The organism is Mesorhizobium sp. RSR565B (assembly GCF_054719465.1).
In genome coordinates this window covers 2901031-2919782 of the sequence record NZ_JBTTIE010000001.1, presented here as the reverse complement: position 1 = coordinate 2919782, position 18752 = coordinate 2901031, and the positions used below count along the sequence as shown (strand labels likewise).

23 protein-coding genes are annotated in these 18752 nt (G+C 62.5%); 10 read left to right on the top strand and 13 right to left on the bottom strand.

Annotated features, from left to right (window positions below; genetic code table 11):
• Positions 1–28: 28 nt before the first annotated feature.
• A complete protein-coding gene (locus ACYG9R_RS14250; RefSeq protein ID WP_023751666.1) occupies positions 29–949 on the top strand; it encodes a diacylglycerol/lipid kinase family protein in 921 nt (306 codons plus the stop codon).
• A 26-nt stretch (positions 950–975) separates the two neighbouring features.
• On the opposite strand, the gene ACYG9R_RS14245 is transcribed toward ACYG9R_RS14250, so the two are convergent.
• Positions 976–1203 carry a hypothetical protein gene (locus ACYG9R_RS14245; RefSeq protein WP_023735212.1) on the bottom strand — a complete coding sequence of 76 codons (228 nt, stop codon included), beginning with the start codon at positions 1201–1203 and terminating at the stop codon, positions 976–978.
• A gap of 115 nt (positions 1204–1318) precedes the next feature.
• Between ACYG9R_RS14245 and ACYG9R_RS14240 the strand changes: the two genes are divergently transcribed.
• Entirely contained in the window at positions 1319–2893 is a 1575-nt protein-coding gene (locus ACYG9R_RS14240; protein ID WP_081726947.1) for an HWE histidine kinase domain-containing protein, read from the top strand.
• A 58-nt stretch (positions 2894–2951) separates the two neighbouring features.
• Here ACYG9R_RS14240 and ACYG9R_RS14235 read toward each other — a convergent pair whose 3' ends face one another.
• From ACYG9R_RS14235 to ACYG9R_RS14225, 3 genes are all read right to left on the bottom strand, one after another.
• The gene (locus ACYG9R_RS14235; protein WP_023706299.1) at positions 2952–3413 is read right to left on the bottom strand and encodes a hypothetical protein; all 462 of its coding nucleotides are present in this window, start codon (positions 3411–3413) and stop codon (positions 2952–2954) included.
• Between the two features lie 11 nt (positions 3414–3424).
• Positions 3425–3751: an ElaB/YgaM/YqjD family protein gene (locus ACYG9R_RS14230; protein ID WP_023670092.1), complete on the bottom strand. Its 327-nt coding sequence runs from the start codon at positions 3749–3751 to the stop codon at positions 3425–3427.
• Between the two features lie 124 nt (positions 3752–3875).
• Entirely contained in the window at positions 3876–4637 is a 762-nt protein-coding gene (locus ACYG9R_RS14225; protein ID WP_023670093.1) for a Crp/Fnr family transcriptional regulator, read from the bottom strand.
• 339 nt (positions 4638–4976) lie between these two features.
• Between ACYG9R_RS14225 and ACYG9R_RS14220 the strand changes: the two genes are divergently transcribed.
• Positions 4977–5294 carry a response regulator gene (locus ACYG9R_RS14220; protein WP_050485906.1) on the top strand — a complete coding sequence of 106 codons (318 nt, stop codon included), beginning with the start codon at positions 4977–4979 and terminating at the stop codon, positions 5292–5294.
• Positions 5295–5350: 56 nt separating this feature from the next.
• Here the strand turns inward: ACYG9R_RS14220 and ACYG9R_RS14215 are convergent, their stop codons facing one another.
• Both ACYG9R_RS14215 and ACYG9R_RS14210 read right to left on the bottom strand, forming a co-directional pair.
• A complete protein-coding gene (locus ACYG9R_RS14215; RefSeq protein ID WP_023670095.1) occupies positions 5351–5902 on the bottom strand; it encodes a sigma-70 family RNA polymerase sigma factor in 552 nt (183 codons plus the stop codon).
• Positions 5903–5905: 3 nt separating this feature from the next.
• Positions 5906–6109, bottom strand: coding sequence for a NepR family anti-sigma factor (locus tag ACYG9R_RS14210; RefSeq protein ID WP_023670096.1), 204 nt, complete (start codon positions 6107–6109; stop codon positions 5906–5908).
• A gap of 212 nt (positions 6110–6321) precedes the next feature.
• On the opposite strand from ACYG9R_RS14210, the gene ACYG9R_RS14205 reads away from it, so the two are divergent.
• The 6 genes from ACYG9R_RS14205 to ACYG9R_RS14180 all read left to right on the top strand — a co-directional run bounded on the left by ACYG9R_RS14205 (position 6322) and on the right by ACYG9R_RS14180 (position 9784).
• Positions 6322–7116 carry a response regulator gene (locus tag ACYG9R_RS14205; protein ID WP_023670097.1) on the top strand — a complete coding sequence of 265 codons (795 nt, stop codon included), beginning with the start codon at positions 6322–6324 and terminating at the stop codon, positions 7114–7116.
• A 220-nt stretch (positions 7117–7336) separates the two neighbouring features.
• Positions 7337–7504 (top strand): DUF1328 domain-containing protein, encoded by a 168-nt coding sequence (locus ACYG9R_RS14200; protein ID WP_023670098.1) that lies wholly within the window; start codon positions 7337–7339, stop codon positions 7502–7504.
• Between the two features lie 163 nt (positions 7505–7667).
• The gene (locus tag ACYG9R_RS14195; protein WP_023670099.1) at positions 7668–8702 is read left to right on the top strand and encodes a sensor histidine kinase; all 1035 of its coding nucleotides are present in this window, start codon (positions 7668–7670) and stop codon (positions 8700–8702) included.
• A 128-nt stretch (positions 8703–8830) separates the two neighbouring features.
• Entirely contained in the window at positions 8831–8989 is a 159-nt protein-coding gene (locus ACYG9R_RS14190) for a hypothetical protein (RefSeq protein ID WP_023706297.1), read from the top strand.
• A 142-nt stretch (positions 8990–9131) separates the two neighbouring features.
• Positions 9132–9458: a hypothetical protein gene (locus ACYG9R_RS14185; protein ID WP_023824991.1), complete on the top strand. Its 327-nt coding sequence runs from the start codon at positions 9132–9134 to the stop codon at positions 9456–9458.
• A gap of 83 nt (positions 9459–9541) precedes the next feature.
• Positions 9542–9784 carry a YMGG-like glycine zipper-containing protein gene (locus ACYG9R_RS14180; protein ID WP_023683965.1) on the top strand — a complete coding sequence of 81 codons (243 nt, stop codon included), beginning with the start codon at positions 9542–9544 and terminating at the stop codon, positions 9782–9784.
• A gap of 39 nt (positions 9785–9823) precedes the next feature.
• Here the strand turns inward: ACYG9R_RS14180 and ACYG9R_RS14175 are convergent, their stop codons facing one another.
• From ACYG9R_RS14175 to xylF, 4 genes are all read right to left on the bottom strand, one after another.
• Positions 9824–11470, bottom strand: a complete 1647-nt coding sequence (locus tag ACYG9R_RS14175; RefSeq protein WP_023824992.1) for a CHASE domain-containing protein — start codon at positions 11468–11470, stop codon at positions 9824–9826.
• Between the two features lie 156 nt (positions 11471–11626).
• Complete coding sequence (locus ACYG9R_RS14170) at positions 11627–12424, bottom strand: ATP-binding cassette domain-containing protein (RefSeq protein WP_023824993.1); 798 nt, start codon at positions 12422–12424, stop codon at positions 11627–11629.
• Positions 12425–12436: 12 nt separating this feature from the next.
• Positions 12437–13753 carry a sugar ABC transporter permease gene (locus tag ACYG9R_RS14165; protein ID WP_023683967.1) on the bottom strand — a complete coding sequence of 439 codons (1317 nt, stop codon included), beginning with the start codon at positions 13751–13753 and terminating at the stop codon, positions 12437–12439.
• A gap of 144 nt (positions 13754–13897) precedes the next feature.
• Positions 13898–14938 (bottom strand): D-xylose ABC transporter substrate-binding protein, encoded by a 1041-nt coding sequence (gene xylF, locus ACYG9R_RS14160; RefSeq protein WP_023683968.1) that lies wholly within the window; start codon positions 14936–14938, stop codon positions 13898–13900.
• A 266-nt stretch (positions 14939–15204) separates the two neighbouring features.
• On the opposite strand from xylF, the gene ACYG9R_RS14155 reads away from it, so the two are divergent.
• Positions 15205–16440, top strand: coding sequence for an ROK family protein (locus tag ACYG9R_RS14155; RefSeq protein ID WP_023683969.1), 1236 nt, complete (start codon positions 15205–15207; stop codon positions 16438–16440).
• Between the two features lie 30 nt (positions 16441–16470).
• Here the strand turns inward: ACYG9R_RS14155 and phoB are convergent, their stop codons facing one another.
• The 3 genes from phoB to pstB are packed head-to-tail and all read right to left on the bottom strand — an operon-like array spanning position 16471 to position 18747.
• The gene (gene phoB, locus ACYG9R_RS14150; RefSeq protein ID WP_031193203.1) at positions 16471–17160 is read right to left on the bottom strand and encodes a phosphate regulon transcriptional regulator PhoB; all 690 of its coding nucleotides are present in this window, start codon (positions 17158–17160) and stop codon (positions 16471–16473) included.
• A gap of 16 nt (positions 17161–17176) precedes the next feature.
• Positions 17177–17881 (bottom strand): phosphate signaling complex protein PhoU, encoded by a 705-nt coding sequence (gene phoU / locus ACYG9R_RS14145; protein ID WP_023670109.1) that lies wholly within the window; start codon positions 17879–17881, stop codon positions 17177–17179.
• Positions 17882–17922: 41 nt separating this feature from the next.
• Positions 17923–18747, bottom strand: coding sequence for a phosphate ABC transporter ATP-binding protein PstB (pstB, locus tag ACYG9R_RS14140; RefSeq protein ID WP_023670110.1), 825 nt, complete (start codon positions 18745–18747; stop codon positions 17923–17925).
• Positions 18748–18752: the final 5 nt, after the last annotated feature.

Sequence of the window (18752 nt, the reverse complement as noted above, 5' to 3'; positions counted from 1 at the left end):
GGCCGCTAAAAAGAATACGGAGCGGGGCATGCGATTTGCAGCGGTGCTGAACCGGGACGGCGGCACCTTGCGGACCACCGATCTTTCCGCGCTAACAGACCGCATGCGCCAGACGCTCGAGGCGGCTGGTCACTCCGTCGATATCGACATCGTCGCCGGCAAGGAGATTGTCGCGGCGCTCGACAAGGTCGCCGCGCGGCGCGACATCGACGTCGTGCTGGCCGGTGGCGGCGACGGCACCATTTCGGCCGCCGCGGGGCGGCTGATGAATGACAAGAAGGCGCTGGCCGTCCTGCCTGCAGGAACCATGAACCTGTTCGCCCGCGGCCTTGGAATTCCGCAGACCATCGATGGCGCGCTGAAGTCCTTTGCCGACGGCGAGATCATGGCGGTCGATATCGCGAGCGCGAATGGCCGGCCGTTCGTGCATCAGTTCTCGATCGGCCTGCACGCCAGGATGGTGAAGCTGCGCGACAATATGGAATTCGCCTCGCGCCTGGGAAAGATTCGCGCTTCGGCCAAGGCCGCTTGGACGACGATCAACAATCCTCCAGCCATGAAGGTGACATTGACGGTCGGCGAAGCCGAAATCGTGACCCGCATCAGCGGCATCGGCATTTCCAACAATCTGTTTGGCGAAGGCCATCTGCCTTATGCCGACAATCCTGCCGGCGGCGTGCTCGGCATCTATGTAACCGTGGCGCGGCAGCGTGGCGAGCTGGTCAGGGCGCTCTTCGACATGGCTCGAGGCAGGTGGCGCGACAGCGATCATGTCGAAACTCATCAGGCCGACAAGGCAATCGTGACGATCCATACCGGGAGCAAGAAATTCGGCGCCGTCATCGACGGCGAACTGGTCAAGCTGGAGCGCGAAACGACAATCCAGATCCACCCTGGCGCACTGAACGTCCTGGTTCCGGCGCAAGCCGCCCAGGCGAAGGCCGCCTGATGCGATTACGAATGACGCGGAAAACCCTAGCCGCCCGACTGCCCCTCGCCGGCTGGCGCGCTCTGGTTGGCCGGCGCGCTCTGGCCGGTGGGCTGCCCCTGGCTTTCAGGGGTATCTGGATCGATCTTTTGGCCATAAATCTCGGCCGCTCCCCAAGCAATGAAAGCCAGGAGCAACCCGGCGACCAATATGCGCAGGCCGTGCCAACCCCAGCGCCCCTGACGGGCTTTGTTTTCAGGGGCGATCTTGGTCATTGGCGGCGTTCCTGTCGCGCAACCGGGATGGTGGATAAAACCATCGCCAGCGAAGCATGGTGGGGTAACGATTGCTTGCTACAAAAGTTCCGGCGCGCGACGACGGCCGCGCGAGATGCGCGCCACCGCAGGTGGGGCCTGCAAGAGAGGGGGCTTGGTGGATAGCAAGGTGGCGAAGCAGGCTGGTTTGCCGGTTGAGGTCCGCCGCGCCGTGGCGGCGCCGGAGCGGCTTGCCGTACTGCATAGGCTTGACGCGATCGACACCGACTCCGATCCCGACTTCGATCGCATCACCGGCCTTGCCGCAGCCGTGATGCAGGCGCCGATCGCGCTCGTCACGCTGCTCGACACCGAACGACAGTGGTTCAAATCCTGTGTCGGCTTCGACGAGACCGAAACCGCGACCGACATATCGTTCTGCGCCCATACCATTGCCGCCGGCGACGAGCCCATGGTGGTGCCGGATGCCAGCATCGACCCTCGCTTCTCCCGCAACCCGCTGGTCACCGGCGAACACCATGTCCGCTTTTATGTCGGCGCGCCGATGGTGGTCGCCGGCGCGCGCGTCGGCACGGTGTGCGTGCTCGACCGGGAGCCGCATGAATTTCCGTCCGCTGCCGCGCTCGATCATTTGAAATCGCTGGCCAGCCTCGCCGCCAGCCTGTTTACCCTCAAGGACGCCACCCGCAGCGGCGCCATTGCCACGGCTGCTTTGGCGCAGGAGGAAAAGCGCCGAGCCATAGCGCTCGATGCCGCCTCGCTCGCCAGTTGGGCCTGGGATATCCGCACCGACATGATCGAATGCGACGTGCGTTTGTCGGAGCTGTTCAACCTGCCGCGTTCGAACCGGCTGCGGGCGCGCGACATTTTGGCCGCCATCGACCCGCGCGACGTCTACCAGACCGAGACGCGCTTTCGCGATGCCCTGACCGGCAGCGACGACTATTTCGGCGAATACCGGGTCAAAGGCTTCGATCCGCCGCGCTGGATAGTCACCCGCGGCCGCGTCATCGAGCGCGACGGCGAAGGCAAGCCGACGCTTATCTTTGGCGTCAACTACGACATCTCGGAACGCAAGCTCGGCGAGGACCGGCAAAGGCTGCTGCTGCGCGAGCTCAACCATCGGGTCAAGAACACGCTGGCGACCGTGCAGGCGCTGGCCACACAGACCGTTCGCCACGCTCGCCGCCCAAGCGAATTCCTGGAAGCCTTCGGCGCCAGGCTGCAGGCGCTGGGCGCTGCCCATAACCTGCTGTCGGATCGCGAATGGCGCGGCATCGGTATTCGCGAACTGATGCAGATCGAGGTGAAGCCGTTCGATTCGGCAGAACGGCCGCGCATCGTGATCTCCGGTCCGGAGCTGCTGCTTTCGCCCGACCAGGCGGTGGGGCTCGGCCTGATCATGCACGAACTGGCCAGCAACGCGCTGCAATACGGATCGCTGTCGGTTGGCTCGGGGAAGGTCGATGTCGACTGGAAGGCGGCGGGCAAGAAAGGCGCGCGCCGCCTTGTGCTGACCTGGAGCGAAAGCGGCGGGCCGAAAGTCGACCCGCCGGAACGCCAGGGCTTCGGCTCTATCCTGATCCGCCGCAGCCTCGCCAAGGTTTTATCGAGCGAAGTGACCCACGAATTCCGCAGCGAAGGCGTGTTCGCCGAAATATCGATGCCGCTTGAAGATCTGCCGGCTTAAAGCAATTTCAGAAGTGCGAAGCGGTTTTCCCGGGAACAGCGTATCAGCGCGACGCGCTTTAGTCGGCTTCGCTGTCTGGATCGCCCGGATCCGGTTTGACGTTCTCGCGGTAGATGGCATAGGCCGCGAGCGCGATCATCGGGCCGAGAATGACGCCCTTCCCGCCTTTCCCCTTGAGCAAGGCCGGCAGCACGGCAAGCGCCGCGGTGATACCGAGCGCCTTCAGGTCGGCATTGCGCCTTCGCGCACGTCGGCGCGCACGCGTTCCGGCCGCAAGTTGATGAATGAGCACGATAAGCCCGGCCGTTACCAGGAAACCGGCCGCGAAGCCGAGACAGGCGGCCATCGAGCCGTAACGGTCAGCCGCCCAGATGTAGGCCGCCCCCAGGAGAAACCCGAGGCCGCACAGGGCAGCCACGGCGGCGAGCCCATAGACGATTGCCGCCGTGCGCGCGCGGCGCATGGCGGCAATGGCTTCACCCGAGGCCAAGGCCGAGATAAGCGGTGCCAGCATGCCCATCTCTGTCGAAACTAGCGCCGGGCAAGAAGCGCAAACAGGAAGCCGACGCCGGCCGCGATCGCCAGTGAAGTTACCGGCTTCTCGCGCACATTGGCCGTGATCTGGGCCTCAAGATCCTTGGCGTTGCCACGCAGGCTGTCGAAGACGGCTTCGCCCTGCGCGCGCAACTGGTCGACGCCTTCGGCAGCAGCGCGCCGCGCCGTGCCGTAACCATGTTCGCCGGTCTTGGCCAATTGCTTGGTCAATTTTTCGATATCCGCCTTCAACTGCCGAATGTCGGCCTCGAGGTCGGCGTTCGTCTGACTTTCGTTGGCGGTTTTTCCTGCGGCAGTTGCCATTCTAAACTCCTTGCGTTTGCTTGGCTTCAAACGCCCGACACACATCATGGTTCCGAAATCGGAGACCGTATCCATGAAAGGGTGTTTGCAAGTGCGAGTCCAGCCCCAGATGGAGGCCTGCCTGTCAGATCAGCGGCCGACGGCCTTCGCTTAGGCCCTCCCAGCGCGCGAGATCCTTCAGCCCCTCCCCGTCGATCACTTCGCAACCGCCGTCGCGCCAAGCGATCAGCTTGCGATCGATGAGCTTGCGGATCGTCTTGTTGGTGTGGACCAGCGACAGGCCGAGCGTATCGGCGACATGCTGCTGGGTAATCGGGATTTGCACCGGCGCCTTGCCGTTGAGCCCGACTGCCGCCGCGCGGCTGGCGATGAAGGCAATGAGATAGGCGGTGCGCTCGACCGCCGTGCGCCGACCGACGCTGAGCAGGTTCTCGTCCAGCATGCGCTCCTCGCGCGACGCCAGCCAGGTAATGTCGTAAGCAAGGCCCGGATGGTTGCGGTAGAGCTCGTGCAGGTTTTCACGCTCGAAGACGCACAACAGCATGGGCGACAGCGCCTCGACCGAGTGCTGCATTTCGCCCATCAGGCTGCCCTGCAGCCCGATAAGATCGCCGGGCATGGAGTAGTTCAGGATCTGGCGCCTGCCGTCCGACAATAGTTTGTAGCGGAAGGCCCAGCCCGAAAGCACGGTGTAGAGATGAGCACTTTGGCTGCCTTCGACCAGCACTGTGGCGCCCTTGTCGACGGCCAGTTCGCCCTTCTTGAACATGCTGACATAGGCAAGCTCCTGCTTCTCGAATTCCCGGAACACCGGCAATGGCCGAAGCGGGCAGATCTCGCATGGGTACTGACGGCTGGAAAACGAACGACCATTCTGGCCAGACATTTCGATCCCTCTTTCGAAAGTCTCTTGCCAGAGACTGAGTGCTACGCCTTTGCAAGGCCGCGGTTCCGCTGCCGATGGCATGTCTTTTTTAAATGACAGGATGGCAAATAGCGATCATGACTCGCTACACTCCACTGAGGCGAATTCGAAGCTCGCTTGTGGAGTAGAGCCGGTGGGCGAACTTTTCGGATTAAGGCCTGACCGATCCCCCAAGGTCCACGATGCGGTTGACTGGAGTCACGGTACCCGATGCTGCAAGAATTGAGGAGAGATTGCCAAGTGCCGCCATTGCTTGAGGGATTGCGAATTCTTGTCTTGGAGGATGAATTCCTGATCGCCATGGATGTCGAGCAGCTTTGCCGCGACCATGGCGCGAACGACGTAGTGATTGCCCGCGCTCTGGCCGAGATCGATGAGCAGAAGGTCGTTGGCGAGTTCGACGCCGCTATCGTGGACCTCATGCTGGGCGGAACGTCCACACTCGATTTCGCCGCGCGGCTGCGCCAATCGGGCCTGCCGTTTGTCTTTGCCTCCGGCTATTCGGACCCCGATGAGATCAAAGGGTCTTTTCCCGGCATCCGCCTGGTCACCAAGCCCTATTCGGGGACCGATCTCGTCGAGGCTCTGGCGGCGGCCTGCGGCCGCGCGCCAGTCTGAGATATCTTCGATGCGTATGTGTAGAGAGCCCAGGCCCGCAAACGGGGCCTCCGCCGTCAGGCAGCGTTTGAACCCGTCACCTGGGACGAGATCGCGTCCGGCCCGTATTCGTCTTCGCCGGAGATTTTGAGGATCTCCTGCAACCGCGTGCGGGCCCGGCTGACCCGGCTCTTGATCGTTCCGACCGCACAGCCGCAGATTTCGGCGGCCTCTTCATAGGAAAAGCCTGAAGCGCCGATGAGGATGATGGCTTCGCGCTGGTCCTCGGGGAGTTGCTCGAGCGCGCCGCGGAAATCCTTGAGGTCAAGCTGGCCGTGCTGAGCCGGATGAACGGCAAGCCTGGCCGTCATGATGCCGTCGCTGTCCTGCACCTCGCGGCCGCGCTTGCGCATCTGGGAATAGAACTCGTTGCGCAGGATGGTGAACAGCCATGCCTTGAGATTGGTGCCGGGCTGAAAGCTCTCATGCTTGTCCCAAGCCTTGACCAGCGTCTCCTGCACGAGATCGTCGGCCTTGTCGGCATTCTGCGTCAGCGACACGGCAAAAGCCCGCAGGCTCGGGATCGAGCCGAGCAGGTCGGTCTTGAACCCTTGTGAGACAGCTGCCATGCCTCAGTCCTTCTTCTGTGCGGGTTCGGCCTTTTCCAGTTGGCTGAGCAACTGGGCAAAGCGATCCGGCACATTGTCCGAGACCAGCTCGTCATAATACTGTTTGAGTTTACGGCCAATTTCCGAATTCGCCCCGAGCGGGTCGCCGGAATTGGCCCGGCGCCTGTCAGCGGCGCCAGCCAGCGTTTCTTTATTCATGTCCTTCATTTCGCCCTTAAATCCAGCGCCCCGAGCCGCCCCATTACACAACGCAAAGCGGCCCCCTCGTCTGGTTGCCCATCGCACCACAAACGTCGCCCGTGCAGTTTCGTTCCACAAGTGTCGGAACTTTTTCGCAAAACCCGCGTTTGGGTGTTGGGGCTTGCAATCAGCTTGACCTGCAATCTATGCAATCACGTCATCTGAGGGAGACGTCTACCATGAGCCTTTCCGCAACCATCGCTCCGCACCTGCCGTTCCTGCGCCGCTTTTCACGCGCCGTATCCGGATCGCAGGAGAGTGGCGATGCGCTGGTCGCCGCGATGCTCGAAGCCATCATCGCCGACGTCGACATCTTCCCGCAAGCGTCAAGCGACCGCATCGCGCTCTACAAGGTATTCGCCAAACTGTTCACCTCCATTGCCATCCGCGTTCCGCAGGAGCAGGCGCAATCGGCATGGGAGCAGCGCGCCGCCGCCAATCTGAACGCCATTGCGCCACGGCCACGCCAGGCTTTCCTGCTGGTCGCGGTCGAAGGCTTCGGTGAAGACGAGGCAGCTGAAATTCTCGATGTCGACGCCAAGGAATTCTCCGAACTGCTTGCCCAGGCGAGCAACGAGATCTCTCGCCAGGTGGCGACCGATGTGCTGATCATCGAGGACGAGCCGCTGATCGCCATGGACATCGAGGAAATGGTCGAGAGCCTCGGCCACCACGTGGTCGGAACCGCGCGCACCCATACCGAGGCGGTGGCGATGTTCGGCAAGACAAGGCCGAAGATGGTGCTGGCCGACATTCAGCTTGCCGATGGCAGCTCGGGTATCGATGCGGTCAACGAAATCCTGTCGTCGACTTCGGTGCCGGTAATCTTCATCACCGCCTTCCCCGAACGTCTGCTGACCGGCGAGCGGCCTGAACCGGCCTTCCTCGTCACCAAGCCGTTCAATCCCGACATGGTCAAGGCGCTGATCAGCCAAGCGCTGTTCTTCGACCGGCAGGCCAAGGCCGCCGCGTGAAGTAGGGCCTTCAATCTCCAACTTTTCGCCGCCTCACAGCGTTGGCGGCACTGGCGATCGCCTAACCCGGCGATCGGCGGCTGCCCGTCGCGCCGTATCGCGCTCACGCGCGCGAATCAATTCGCGTCCGGGCCTCTTCCAAAGACCTTCTTTTTCGGCAAATGGTGGAACAAACAGCAATCACTCACGTTCTTGATCCAGTATCGGAAGGAGACAGATCATGCTCTACTGGGCGCTCGTATTTCTCGTCGTGGCGATCATCGCCGGCGCGCTTGGTTTCGGCGGCATCGCCGGTACCTCGGCCGGTATCGCGCAAATATTGTTCTTCATCTTTCTCGCCTTCCTCGTCATCTCGCTTCTGGCCGGCCTGTTCAGACGGGCATCGTAGGAGCGGGCGAAGAACACTGGAAGCCGCACCCCTCAAACGGTTTCCAGCCACCGCCGGGCGATGTCCTCCAACGGGACATCGTCCGGCGGACCTTTTCTGGGGACCTACTCAGGAACTGAGTCCAAGTGAATCGTTCGGTCCTGATCAGGTGGACAGGTGATTGATGCGTTCCATTGGCGGAGGCGAGAGCGGACAGGGCGACGAGGTGATCGCACTGCACCCGGCTGAAAGCGGAATGCAGCTTGGCCGGGCCTTGCTTCACGCTCTGCACAATGCCGGCATTTCCGTCCTCTATCAGGATCGTGAATTGAAGACTGTATGGGCCCGCAACATGCGTGCGCCGTGGGTTTCCGACACAGCCGACAGCAACGGCGCGTTGCCACCGGCGCAAGCTGAGCAAATCGCCGCCGCCAAAAGCAATGTGATCGCTTCCGGCAATCCGGAACGCCTTGAACTGAGTGTTCCCACCGGTGATGGCATGCGCTGGTTCCAGGTATGGGTCGATGCCGATCGGGGCCATCGCGGCGACGTGCAGGGCGTCGTCACCACGATGGTGGAAACCACCGAGCAGAAACGCCGCGAACAGACGCTGAAGACGCTGTTGCGCGAAGTCAGCCACCGCTCCAAGAACCTGTTGGCCATCATCCAGAGTATTGCCACCCAGACCGGCCGCTATTCCGAGACACCCGACGATTTCCTGAAGCGCTTTCGCGGCCGCCTGCAGTCACTGGCTTCCTCCCAGGATCTGGTAACGTCGTCGAACTGGCGGGGTGCAGCACTTCGCGAGCTTATCCGCGGCCAGGTCGTTCGCTACGGCGCCGATCCCGCGCAGAGCCTGCGCTTCAATGGCGTCAACCCCTACCTCAATCCCAACGCCGCCATTCATATCGGACTGGCAATGCACGAACTCGCCGTCAATTCATTCAGCTACGGCGCCCTGGCGCGGCCGGACGGCTTTGTCGAGGTAACTGCCGATCTGTCGAACGTCGCAGAGGCCGCCGACAAGCCGGCTTTGTCGCTGACCTGGGTCGAGGCCATTGTCGCCAATGATAACAGACGCACCGAGAAACGCTTCGGCAGCGTTGCCCTCGAACGTGTCGTGCCGGCATCGCTGAACGGCACGGCGACGCTGGAGATCACCAGTGACCGCCTCGAATATCGCCTGGTGGTTCCGCACGGCAATTTCGAAACCGAATGAGCGGCGGGATTCCTTAACCGGCTGTTCACCATAAAATCCGATGCTGTGGTTCCCAGAGATTGCTGGATCTTGACCGATTCAACCGATGTTCGGCCGCGGCCTGCAACGCAAGTATGGGAGGAATGATCATGACGGTGGCCGATATGAACAGGCTGGAGCAGGCCGCGCGGGTCTCGATGAGCGGCTTTCAGGATCCTGATGCTTCAGCCTCGCCTTTGCAGCACGCCTGGCACCCCTTGCTTCGCTTCGCCGCTGTTGTGCTGATCGTGGCGTCGCAATTGGCCTGAGCCAGATGCTCAGGTTCACGCTGCTCCCAAGCAGCCTGGCTCAGAAGCTGTCCAGCTCGTAGCCGACCAATTATTAACGCCCCTTTCGGCACAGGAACTTTGACGGCTGTGGACCGTTCTTATGGCGAGAGGACGTATCGCCGTGGAACACATCGCCGCTTTGCTTTTGGTAATTGGCTGTTCGAACAACATGACCGAATGTCGTGAACTGCCGGTGCCGGTCAGTGTTTTCGAAACCGCCGAAGCATGCACGGCAGAACGTCCATTCGCTGCCGGCGACGTGCAGGGTCAGGCCGAGCACGTCGTTGCCAAATGTCTTACGGTCGACCCCGCGCTGGAGGATGATTACGACCAGATCGTCTGGAACGTGCGCCCGGACGGCACCCTCGACGCGTCTTTGCAGATTTTCAGTGTCGTGGTCGCGTCGAACGCCACGCGCCGCGAAAAAGACTCTCTTAGCCAACAATAAGATCGAGCGGGCAAAGGCTGCTGTTTCGTGCTAAATAGCGGCTGGAGCTTACTAAAGTGAGGACAAAAGTGAGGAGAGATTCTATGCGGAAATTGATTATTGCCATGGTTACGGTGGTCGCCGTCAGCGGCTGCAGCACGACCGAGCAGGATGTCGGTGTCGGCGCCGGTGTCGGTGCTTTGGCCGGCGGACTGATCGGCGGCGGCAAGGGTGCGCTGATCGGCGCAGCCGTTGGCGCCGGTTCCGGCCTGCTGGTGCGCAACCTGCGCAACGGCTATTGCCAGTATCGCGACAATCGCGGCCGGCTCTACACCGCTCGCTGCTGATCCGCTTCAAAAGCGTCAGACAATCGCGACGGAGACCGGTCAGCCGGTCTCCGTTTGTTTGACTGCATCAGGCTGCGGGATCCTGATTTCCACCGTAAGCCCATCGATGCGAAAATCTCGGGCAATCGCGCCGCGCAATTCGCGCGTGACATTGAGGTCGATCAGCTTGGTGCCGAAGCCGGTCTTCGCCGGCGCTTCGAGTTCCTTCTGCCCGGCCTCGCGCCAGTTCAGAACCAGCATCCGCTCGGACCCGCGCCCCTCGAACGACCAGTCGACCTTGAGCGCACCCACGGAATTGCCGGCCTCGCCATATTTCAGCGCATTCGTCGCCAGTTCGTGAAAGGTCAGGCCAAGCGCCTGCGTCGTCCTCTCGTCGAGCAGCACCTGAGGCCCTGACAATATCCCTTCCGGAAGCTCCTTGCCGAACACCTGGCCGAGCTCGATGCGCAGCAGGTCGCCAAGATCGGCCTTCTGCCAGCGCGAACGCGTCAGCATATCCTGGGAAGCCGCCATTGCCTGGAGGCGGGCTGAGAAGGAAGTTGAGAACTCCTTCACGTCGGTTGCTTGCGCTGCCGTCTGGCGCGCAATCGCCAGCACCCGCGTGATCGAATTCTTGATCCGATGCTTCATCTCCTGCAGCATCAAATCCTTTTCGAGCAGGCTTTTTTCCGTCGTTTCATGCAGCAGCGACTTGGCGTCGTAGGCGCGCTCCTGGTAGCGCGCCACCAACGCGATGGCCCCGGCCAGAAGCAGGCCGAACAGCCCGAGCATGACCGGAATGGCGCGCGAGGACGGTTGCGAAAATGCACTTGTCGGCCGAAACAGCACCGTCCACGGCCGACCGGCGACGATGATCTTGCGCGTCACCAACAGCCTGTCGCCAAAGCTCGCAACCGGCGGCGTTTCCGACTGGAACAGAAGATTGTCGGCGTCGGCCGTGCCGTCATAGACCGCGGTGTTGACCGGCAGCAAAGGCGTGCGGCTGAGCGCGGTCTGGAACAGGTCGCGGGCGCGGAAGGCCGCGTAGAGAAGGCCTGATGTCGATGATCTGGACGCATTGATACCATCCGGCGCGGTTTCGACATTGAGCCTGACGAAGACCAGGAAACCGGTAAAGGTCTGCGCCGCGCCAGTGTCCTGGCCGAGCTGGACCAGACCGCTTGCGTGCTGTGCGTCATCGGCCATCGCTTTTTCGATCGCCTCGCGCCGCACCGGCTCGGTGAACATGTCGTAGCCGATGGTGGATTCGTTGGCAGGGTCGAGCGGCTCGAACAGCACGACGGGCGTGCGCCATGGCTGTGTCGTGTCCGGATAGACCGTGTGGGCGGCGCCGCGGTCGCGCAACATGTCGCGCTCGACCGCCGCTTCGTCACCGGTCTTGGCCAGCCTGAGATAGCCGATGCCGCGCAGGCCGGCGAAATTGTTATCGACATCGAGGGCGCTGAAGAAGGCCTTGAATTCGCTACCTGAAATCTCGCCATTGCGGGCGTCGAACAGCGCCTGCGTCGAGCGCAGCAGTGACAGATGCAGATCGATACGGCTTTCGATGCGGTTGAGCGCGTCGTCGGCCGTCGCCTCGAACTTGATGCGCGCCGCTTCCTGGGTCGCGAAATAGGCGAAGCCCGCCATCGTCAGGCTGATCAGTGCAACGGCAATGAAGGCAAGGATCGGGAAAAACTTCTTCAACGCAGGCCCATGGACGGTTCGGGACCTTTATGGGCAAGTCGCCGCGGCAAGACAATGGCGCGGCCAAGCCATAATGACAGCTGGCATATCATGCATATTTAGCCGGCTTATCGATCTCGAGCATCAGTGAACATGACAGCTGACGATAGCGTGGTCTCAGGCCGCGATCTTCAGCGCACCCGGACCGGGAATGGCGCCGGGCGGGCACTTTCCCAGGATGATCATGCCGAGCACTTCGTCCTGCGTCACATCGGTGGTGAGCGCGGTGCCGACGACCTGGCCGTTCTTCATTACGCAGACCCGGTCGGCAAGCTCGAACACGTCGTGAATGTCGTGGCTGATCAGGAAAATGCCGATGCCGTCGGCCTTGAGCTGCTTTACCAGTTCGCCGACCTGCGCCGTCTCCTGCGGCCCAAGCGCGGCCGTCGGTTCGTCCATGATCAGGATGCGGGCGTTGAACAGGATGGCGCGTGCGATCGCCACCGACTGGCGCTGGCCGCCCGATAGCTTGATCACGGGCTCCTTGAAGCGCTGGAAGCGCGGATTGAGCCGGCCCATCACCTTGCGCGCCTCGGCCTCCATGGCGACATCGTCGAGTGTCCCCCACGCGGTCATCAGTTCGCGGCCGAGGAAGAGGTTGGCGGCAGCGTCGACATTGTCGGCCAGCGCAAGCGTCTGGTAGATCGTTTCGATGCCGTATTTCTTGGCGTCGCGCGGATTGGAGATCGAGGCCTCCTGGCCGTTGACCAAGATCTGGCCGGCATCGCGCTTGTAGGCGCCCGACAGGATCTTGATCAGCGTCGACTTACCGGCGCCGTTGTGGCCAAGCAGCGCCACCACTTCGCCCGGGAAAAGATCGATGGACGCATCGTCGACGGCGCGAATGCCACCGAACGCGATCGAGATGTTGCGCACGTCGATCAGTGGCGTACCGGTGGGAGCAGTTTTTTCCATAATCGTTCCTCCCTAGACGCGCTTGCGGTAGACGGTGTCGAGCCAGACGGCGATGACCAGGACAGCGCCAACGACAATGCTCTGCAGCGGCGAGTCGATGCCGAGCAGCACCATGCCGGATTGCAGCGACTGCATCAGTAGCGCGCCGAGCATGGCGCCCATCACCGTTCCGGCGCCGCCCGCGAGCGACGTGCCGCCGATGACAGCGGCCGCGATCACCAAAAGCTCGTCCAGTGTGCCCAGCGCATTGGTTGACGCATTGAGACGGGCCGACGAGATCGCCGCGCTGATTGCAGCCAGCACACCCATGATCATGAACACCTTCATGGTCACCCAGCGCGTGTTGATGCCGGCGAGTTCCGCTGCCTCCGGATTGCCCCCGATGGCGAAGACATAGCGGCCGAAACGCGTGCGCTTGGTGATGAACGTCATGATGATGCCGACAATCACCGCCATTAGCACCGGTATGGCGATGCCATGCGCGATGAACAGCCCGCCTTCGGGAACGGTGATGCCGTTCTGCTGTGCGTACTGGCGCACGATGCCGATCGGCCATGGATAGGAATTGGCGATCCACACGGCGCCGAGGATGGCCGCGCAAGTGACCACGCCAAGCAAGGTCTCGGCCCAGACGGGGCGCAGTGGAAAGCTGAAGCGCTTGCGCTGTGAGCGACCGTTGAGCAGCGCGAAGGCGACCGCCGCGCAGGCGACGATGCCGACGATCCAGCTGGCAGCGGCGCCAATCGAGCCGCGTGGTCCGCCGCCCATCAGCTGGAAGGTGGCGTCGAGTGGCGCGACCGTGCGCCCGCTGGTGATGAGCCATGCCATGCCACGCCAGACCAGCAGGCCACCAAGCGTCACGATGAAGGCCGGAACCTGCATATAGGCGATGATGAAGCCCTGGAACGCGCCGATCAGCAGACCAAGCACCACGCCGGCGGCAAGCGCGACGACCCAGAGCCAGGGGTTTCCAAGCTGGAAGCCGATGACGCGAATCAGGAATTCGGCCTGTGCCACGCCCATGATCATGCCGATCACGCCTTCGACGGAGCCCACCGAAAGGTCGATGTTGCGCATGACGATGACCAGTACCATGCCGGTCGCCATGATCGCGACCGAGGACGTCTGCACCGACAGGTTCCAAAGATTGCGCGGCGTCAGGAAAAGCCCACCCGACAGGATATGTATGCCGACCCAGATGACCAGCAGCGCGCCGACCATGCCGAGCATGCGCGTGTCGAGCTCGGTCGCTTTCAGGAACCGGGCGACCGCGCCGAGTTCAGACGCTCGTGCCGTATCGGCCTGCGGATTTGAGGTCGTGTCGGTCATGATGTCCTCCAGCGGCTTGCCGTCTGGCGCGGATGCCGGACCACAGCCTAGAAGTTTGCCGCCGATGGCGGAAACACACAATTCTCGTAGAGAAAACGCCGCGGCTTGACAGCCGCGGCGCCTCATTTCTTCAAGTCGTCGAGATCAGTTGCAAGCCGCGACGCTGCCGGCGGCGACGCCTGTGCAGACTTCGTCCTTCTTGATCCAGCCGGCGTCGATGACGACGTTGAGGTTGTCCTTGGTGATCGCGACGGGGGTCAGGAACAGCGACTTGACGGTGTTGCCGCCAGGCGTGGTGAAGTCCTTGGCGCCGGCAATGTCGCCCGTCTTCTTGCCATCGGCAAGCTGCGAGGCGATCTCGGCGGCGTTCTTGCCGAGTTCGCGCGCGTCTTTCCACACCGACACCGTCTGCGTGCCGAGCGCGATGCGGTTCAGGGCGGCATGGTCGCCGTCCTGGCCCGAGACCGGAACCGTTCCGGCAAGGCCCTGCGCCGTCAGCGCGGCGACAACGCCGCCGGCGGTGCCGTCATTGGCCGCAACCACGGCATCGACCTTGTTGTCATTGGCGGTCAGGAACTGTTCCATGTTCTTCTGGGCGTTGGCCGGCAGCCAGCCATCGGTATAGGCCTCGCCGACATTCTTGATCTTGCCCGAGTCGATGGCTTCCTTGAGCACTTCCATCGAGCCCGAGAACAGGAAATCGGCATTCGGATCCGAGCCCGAGCCCTTGATGAAGACATAGTTGCCTTCGGGCTTCGCCTTGAACACTTCGCGGGCCTGCATGCGGCCGACTTCCTTGTTGTCGAAGGTCAGGTAGAAGACGTCCTTGTTCTCGATCAGGCGATCATAGCCGACGACCGGAATGCCTTCGTCCAGCGCCTTCTGCACCGCCGGGCCGATGGCCGAGGCGTCCTGCGCCAGGATGATCAGCGAGTTGGCGCCCTGCGAGATCAGGCTTTCGACGTCGGTCAGCTGCTTGCCGGGATTGGACTGCGCGTCGGCCGAAATGTACTTGTCGCCGGCGGCTTCGATCGCCGTTTTCATCGCCGCCTCGTCGGTCTTCCAGCGCTCTTCCTGGAAGTTCGACCACGACACGCCGATGACCTTGTCCTTCGCCTGCGCGACCGACATCAGCGCCAGCGACATGGCGACACCCGCCAGCATGGCGGCTGCAAATCTGTTCATTATAACCCTCCCTGCGCCGCCCACGGCGCGACAAAACCGGCCCGAAGGCCTGCACAAAGAGGCTCCATTTTTTCGAGCCTCGAAAAAATACTGGTTCAATGATAAGGCACTGTCAACATCGATTATGATGGATTCTGATGGCGTTGCCGAATTTTTTCGAGCTCCGCAATAAACAATGACAGGGCTGCCGGCGTCTGCCAATATTTGGCTGGTGCCGTCGAACGCCTTCACTATCATGAGGCGCGAGGAGGCCGGGAGGAAAACAAATGTCGGTTGGGATCCGCCACGACGATCTGCGCCGTCGCAACCGTGCGATGGTGATTTCGGCCGTGCGCCGGGCCGGCCAGCCGTCGCGGACCGAGATTGCGGCGACCACCGGCCTCAGCCATTCGACGATATCGGCAATCTCGTCTGATCTAATTCAAGAAGGCATCCTGATTGAAGGCAAGCCTGGCGAGACCGGCTCGCTGAAACGCGGCCGGCCGCAGGTCGGCCTTGGCCTCAACCCGGAAGCGGCGGCGGTCATGACCGTGGTGCTGTCGCTGAACTTCCTCTCCGTCACCGTCATCGACTATGCCGGCCAGGTGGTCGCGGAAGAACAGCGCCGGCTCGACACGCTGACCATGCCGCGCGACGAGCTGATCGGCGAATGCGTAGCAATCGTCGGGCGGCGTCTCGCGGACCCGGACCTCGATGTCCAGAGCATCGCCCGCATTGCCATGGGCATCCAGGGCATCACCGATTCGCAGGCGCGGGCCATGCTGTGGTCGCCAATCACGCCACTGACCGACATTGCCTTCGCCGACATGTTGGAAGCGGAATTCGGCATTCCTGCCACCATGGAGAACGACTGCAATATGATGGCGGTGGCCCTGCAATGGCGCCAGCCCGAGCGCTACCGCGACAATTTCATCGCGATCCTCTTGTCGCACGGCATCGGCATGGGGCTGGTGCTGAAAGGCGAACTGTTCACCGGCACCCATTCCTCCGGCGGCGAGTTCGGCCACATGATCCACCGTCCGGGCGGCGCGCTCTGCCGCTGCGGGCGGCGCGGCTGCGTCGAGGCCTATGCCGGAAACTACGCCATCTGGCGCAGCGCCAAAATGATGAGCGAAGATGCCGAGCCGGTCGATATCGGCGACGCTGATATGCGCGCACTCGCCGCGCGCGCCCGCGAAACCGATGGCCCGGAGCGCGAAGCCTATCGCAAGGCCGGTGAGGCGCTCGGCTTCGGCCTCGGCAGCCTGTTTGCGCTGATCGACCCGGCGCCTGTCGCCATGGTTGGCGTCAGCGCCGCCGCCTTCGACCTGATCGAGCCGGCATTGCGCGAAGCGATCGCCCAGACCGCCGGCGGCCAGCACTCGAAATCGATCTCCTTCGACACCGAGCCCAACGAGCTGCCGCTGATCCGCGAAGGCTGTGCCATGCGCGCGCTCGGCTTCGTCGATCAGGAGATTTTCGCGCCGGGCATTCAGGCCAAATCCGGCAAGCATGTCGCCTGAATGGCCGGCAACGGCGCGACGCGCAGCATCCTAGTCTTCCCTGATCGCGTAGCCGGCGCCGCGAATGGTACGGATGACATCCGGCATGCGGCCGTTGTTGACCGCTTTGCGTAAGCGCCCGACATGGACGTCGACGGTTCGCTCGTCGATGTAGATCGTCTCGCCCCAGACATTGTCGAGCAGCTGGCTGCGCGAGAACACGCGGCCGGGATGGCGCATCATGAATTCGAGCAGCCGGAACTCGGTCGGTCCGAGCCTGATCTCGCTCTTCTTGCGGTAGACACGGTGCGACTCGCGGTCGAGCACGATGTCGCCGACCTTGAGCACGCTGGACAGCACTTCCGGCTTGGCCCGGCGCAGCAGCGCCTTCACGCGCGCCATGAACTCCGGCGTCGAGAATGGCTTGACCAGATAGTCGTCGGCACCGGTGGACAGGCCGCGCACGCGATCGCTTTCCTCACCGCGCGCGGTCAGCATGATGATCGGCAGCCGCTCGGTTTCGGGCCGCACTCTAAGCCGCCGGCAGAGCTCGATGCCGGAAACAGCGGGCACCATCCAGTCGAGCACCAGGAGATCGGGCACGTTTTCCTGCAGGCGGATCTCGGCCTCGTCGCCGCGTGTCACCACCTCGACGTGATAGCCTTCGGATTCGAGGTTGTAGCGGAGGAGCACGCCTAGCGGCTCCTCGTCCTCCACGACCATGATGCGTGGCGCGATCATAGGCAGTTCACCCTCATCAGGCCGGCGTGGCCATCGCCGTCTCGTCCTGCTTCGGACGATTGGCGGGCAATTGCTGGCCGGTCAGCACATAATACGCATTTTCGGCGATGTTGGTGACATGATCGCCGATGCGCTCAAGATTCTTGGCGCAGAACAAGAGATGCGTGCAGGCGGTGATGTTGCGAGGGTCTTCCATCATGTAGGTCAAGAGCTCACGAAACACGGACGTGTATTTGACGTCGATGCGCTCGTCGTCATTCCTGAGTTTTGCAAGAGCTGCCGCATCGGTGGCGGCATATTCCTCGACGACGCCTTGCACCTGGATCAGCACCAGCTGCGCCATGGCATCGATGGAGTGCGAGAGGTCGCGCGGCGTGACGCTCAAGCCCACGGTGCCGACGCGTTTGGCGATGTTCTTGGCGAGATCGCCGATGCGCTCGAGGTCGCCGGCCATGCGGATCGAGCCGACCACGGCGCGCAGATCGTTGGCCATCGGCTGGCGCTTGGCGATCAGCGTGATGGCGCGGTCGTCCAGTTCGCGCTGGCGCGCATCCATGATGGCGTCGTCGGAAACGACACGCTGTGCCAGCGCATTGTCCGAATTGAGCAGCGCCCTGGTCGAGCCGCTGACCATCGAGCCTGCCAGATCGCCCATGTCGCGGATCAGCTTGCTGATCTGCCCGAGCTCTTCATCGAAGGAGGCGACGGTATGTTCACCCATGATCTTGGTCCTCGTGCCTGAAAATTCACCCGCCGGACGGCTCAGCCGAAGCGGCCGGTAATGTAGTCCTGGGTGCGCTTGTCGTCGGGGTTGGTGAACATCTTGTCGGTGGCGCCCTCCTCGACGAGATAGCCGAGATGGAACATCGCCGTGCGCTGCGACACGCGCGCCGCCTGCTGCATCGAGTGGGTGACGATGACGATCGTGTAGTTCTGGCGCAGTTCGTCGATCAGCTCCTCGACACGGGCGGTGGCGATCGGATCGAGCGCCGAGCAGGGCTCGTCCATCAGGATCACCTCCGGCGACACGGCGATGGCGCGCGCGATGCACAGGCGCTGCTGCTGGCCGCCGGACAGGCCGGTGCCGGGCTCCTGCAGGCGGTCCTTGACCTCGTTCCAGATCGCTGCCTTCTTGAGGCTCTGCTCGACGATCTGGTCCATGTCGGACTTGCGCTTGGCCAGCCCATGGATGCGCGGGCCGTAGGCGACGTTCTCGTAGATCGACTTCGGGAACGGGTTGGGTTTCTGGAACACCATGCCGACGCGGGCGCGCAGTTCGACGACATCGATGTTCTTGTCGTAGATGTCGTCTTCATCGAGCGTGATCTTGCCGGTCACCCGCGCCGAATCGATGGTGTCGTTCATGCGGTTGAGGCAGCGCAGGAAGGTCGACTTGCCGCAGCCGGACGGGCCGATCAGCGCCGTCACCTGGTTCTGGCGGACGTCGAGATTGACGTCGAACAACGCCTGCTTCTCGCCGTAGAAGACGCCGACCTTGTCGCCGCGCATCTTGATGACTTCGTTCGACTTGGCGTTCATTTTGTCGCCCACTGCATTTTCAAGGGACTGTTCGGTCATGATGTTCATACCAA

What these genes read in the sequence shown, in the direction of transcription:
- ACYG9R_RS14250 (WP_023751666.1), top strand. Translation starts at nt 29, where the DNA reads ATGCGATTTGCAGCGGTGCTGAACCGGGACGGCGGCACCTTGCGGACC.
- ACYG9R_RS14245 (WP_023735212.1), bottom strand. Translation starts at nt 1,203, where the DNA reads ATGACCAAGATCGCCCCTGAAAACAAAGCCCGTCAGGGGCGCTGGGGT.
- ACYG9R_RS14240 (WP_081726947.1), top strand. Translation starts at nt 1,319, where the DNA reads ATGCGCGCCACCGCAGGTGGGGCCTGCAAGAGAGGGGGCTTGGTGGAT.
- ACYG9R_RS14235 (WP_023706299.1), bottom strand. Translation starts at nt 3,413, where the DNA reads ATGGGCATGCTGGCACCGCTTATCTCGGCCTTGGCCTCGGGTGAAGCC.
- ACYG9R_RS14230 (WP_023670092.1), bottom strand. Translation starts at nt 3,751, where the DNA reads ATGGCAACTGCCGCAGGAAAAACCGCCAACGAAAGTCAGACGAACGCC.
- ACYG9R_RS14225 (WP_023670093.1), bottom strand. Translation starts at nt 4,637, where the DNA reads ATGTCTGGCCAGAATGGTCGTTCGTTTTCCAGCCGTCAGTACCCATGC.
- ACYG9R_RS14220 (WP_050485906.1), top strand. Translation starts at nt 4,977, where the DNA reads ATGGATGTCGAGCAGCTTTGCCGCGACCATGGCGCGAACGACGTAGTG.
- ACYG9R_RS14215 (WP_023670095.1), bottom strand. Translation starts at nt 5,902, where the DNA reads ATGGCAGCTGTCTCACAAGGGTTCAAGACCGACCTGCTCGGCTCGATC.
- ACYG9R_RS14210 (WP_023670096.1), bottom strand. Translation starts at nt 6,109, where the DNA reads ATGAAGGACATGAATAAAGAAACGCTGGCTGGCGCCGCTGACAGGCGC.
- ACYG9R_RS14205 (WP_023670097.1), top strand. Translation starts at nt 6,322, where the DNA reads ATGAGCCTTTCCGCAACCATCGCTCCGCACCTGCCGTTCCTGCGCCGC.
- ACYG9R_RS14200 (WP_023670098.1), top strand. Translation starts at nt 7,337, where the DNA reads ATGCTCTACTGGGCGCTCGTATTTCTCGTCGTGGCGATCATCGCCGGC.
- ACYG9R_RS14195 (WP_023670099.1), top strand. Translation starts at nt 7,668, where the DNA reads ATGCGTTCCATTGGCGGAGGCGAGAGCGGACAGGGCGACGAGGTGATC.
- ACYG9R_RS14190 (WP_023706297.1), top strand. Translation starts at nt 8,831, where the DNA reads ATGACGGTGGCCGATATGAACAGGCTGGAGCAGGCCGCGCGGGTCTCG.
- ACYG9R_RS14180 (WP_023683965.1), top strand. Translation starts at nt 9,542, where the DNA reads ATGCGGAAATTGATTATTGCCATGGTTACGGTGGTCGCCGTCAGCGGC.
- ACYG9R_RS14170 (WP_023824993.1), bottom strand. Translation starts at nt 12,424, where the DNA reads ATGGAAAAAACTGCTCCCACCGGTACGCCACTGATCGACGTGCGCAAC.
- ACYG9R_RS14165 (WP_023683967.1), bottom strand. Translation starts at nt 13,753, where the DNA reads ATGACCGACACGACCTCAAATCCGCAGGCCGATACGGCACGAGCGTCT.
- xylF (WP_023683968.1), bottom strand. Translation starts at nt 14,938, where the DNA reads ATGAACAGATTTGCAGCCGCCATGCTGGCGGGTGTCGCCATGTCGCTG.
- ACYG9R_RS14155 (WP_023683969.1), top strand. Translation starts at nt 15,205, where the DNA reads ATGTCGGTTGGGATCCGCCACGACGATCTGCGCCGTCGCAACCGTGCG.
- phoB (WP_031193203.1), bottom strand. Translation starts at nt 17,160, where the DNA reads ATGATCGCGCCACGCATCATGGTCGTGGAGGACGAGGAGCCGCTAGGC.
- phoU (WP_023670109.1), bottom strand. Translation starts at nt 17,881, where the DNA reads ATGGGTGAACATACCGTCGCCTCCTTCGATGAAGAGCTCGGGCAGATC.
- pstB (WP_023670110.1), bottom strand. Translation starts at nt 18,747, where the DNA reads ATGAACATCATGACCGAACAGTCCCTTGAAAATGCAGTGGGCGACAAA.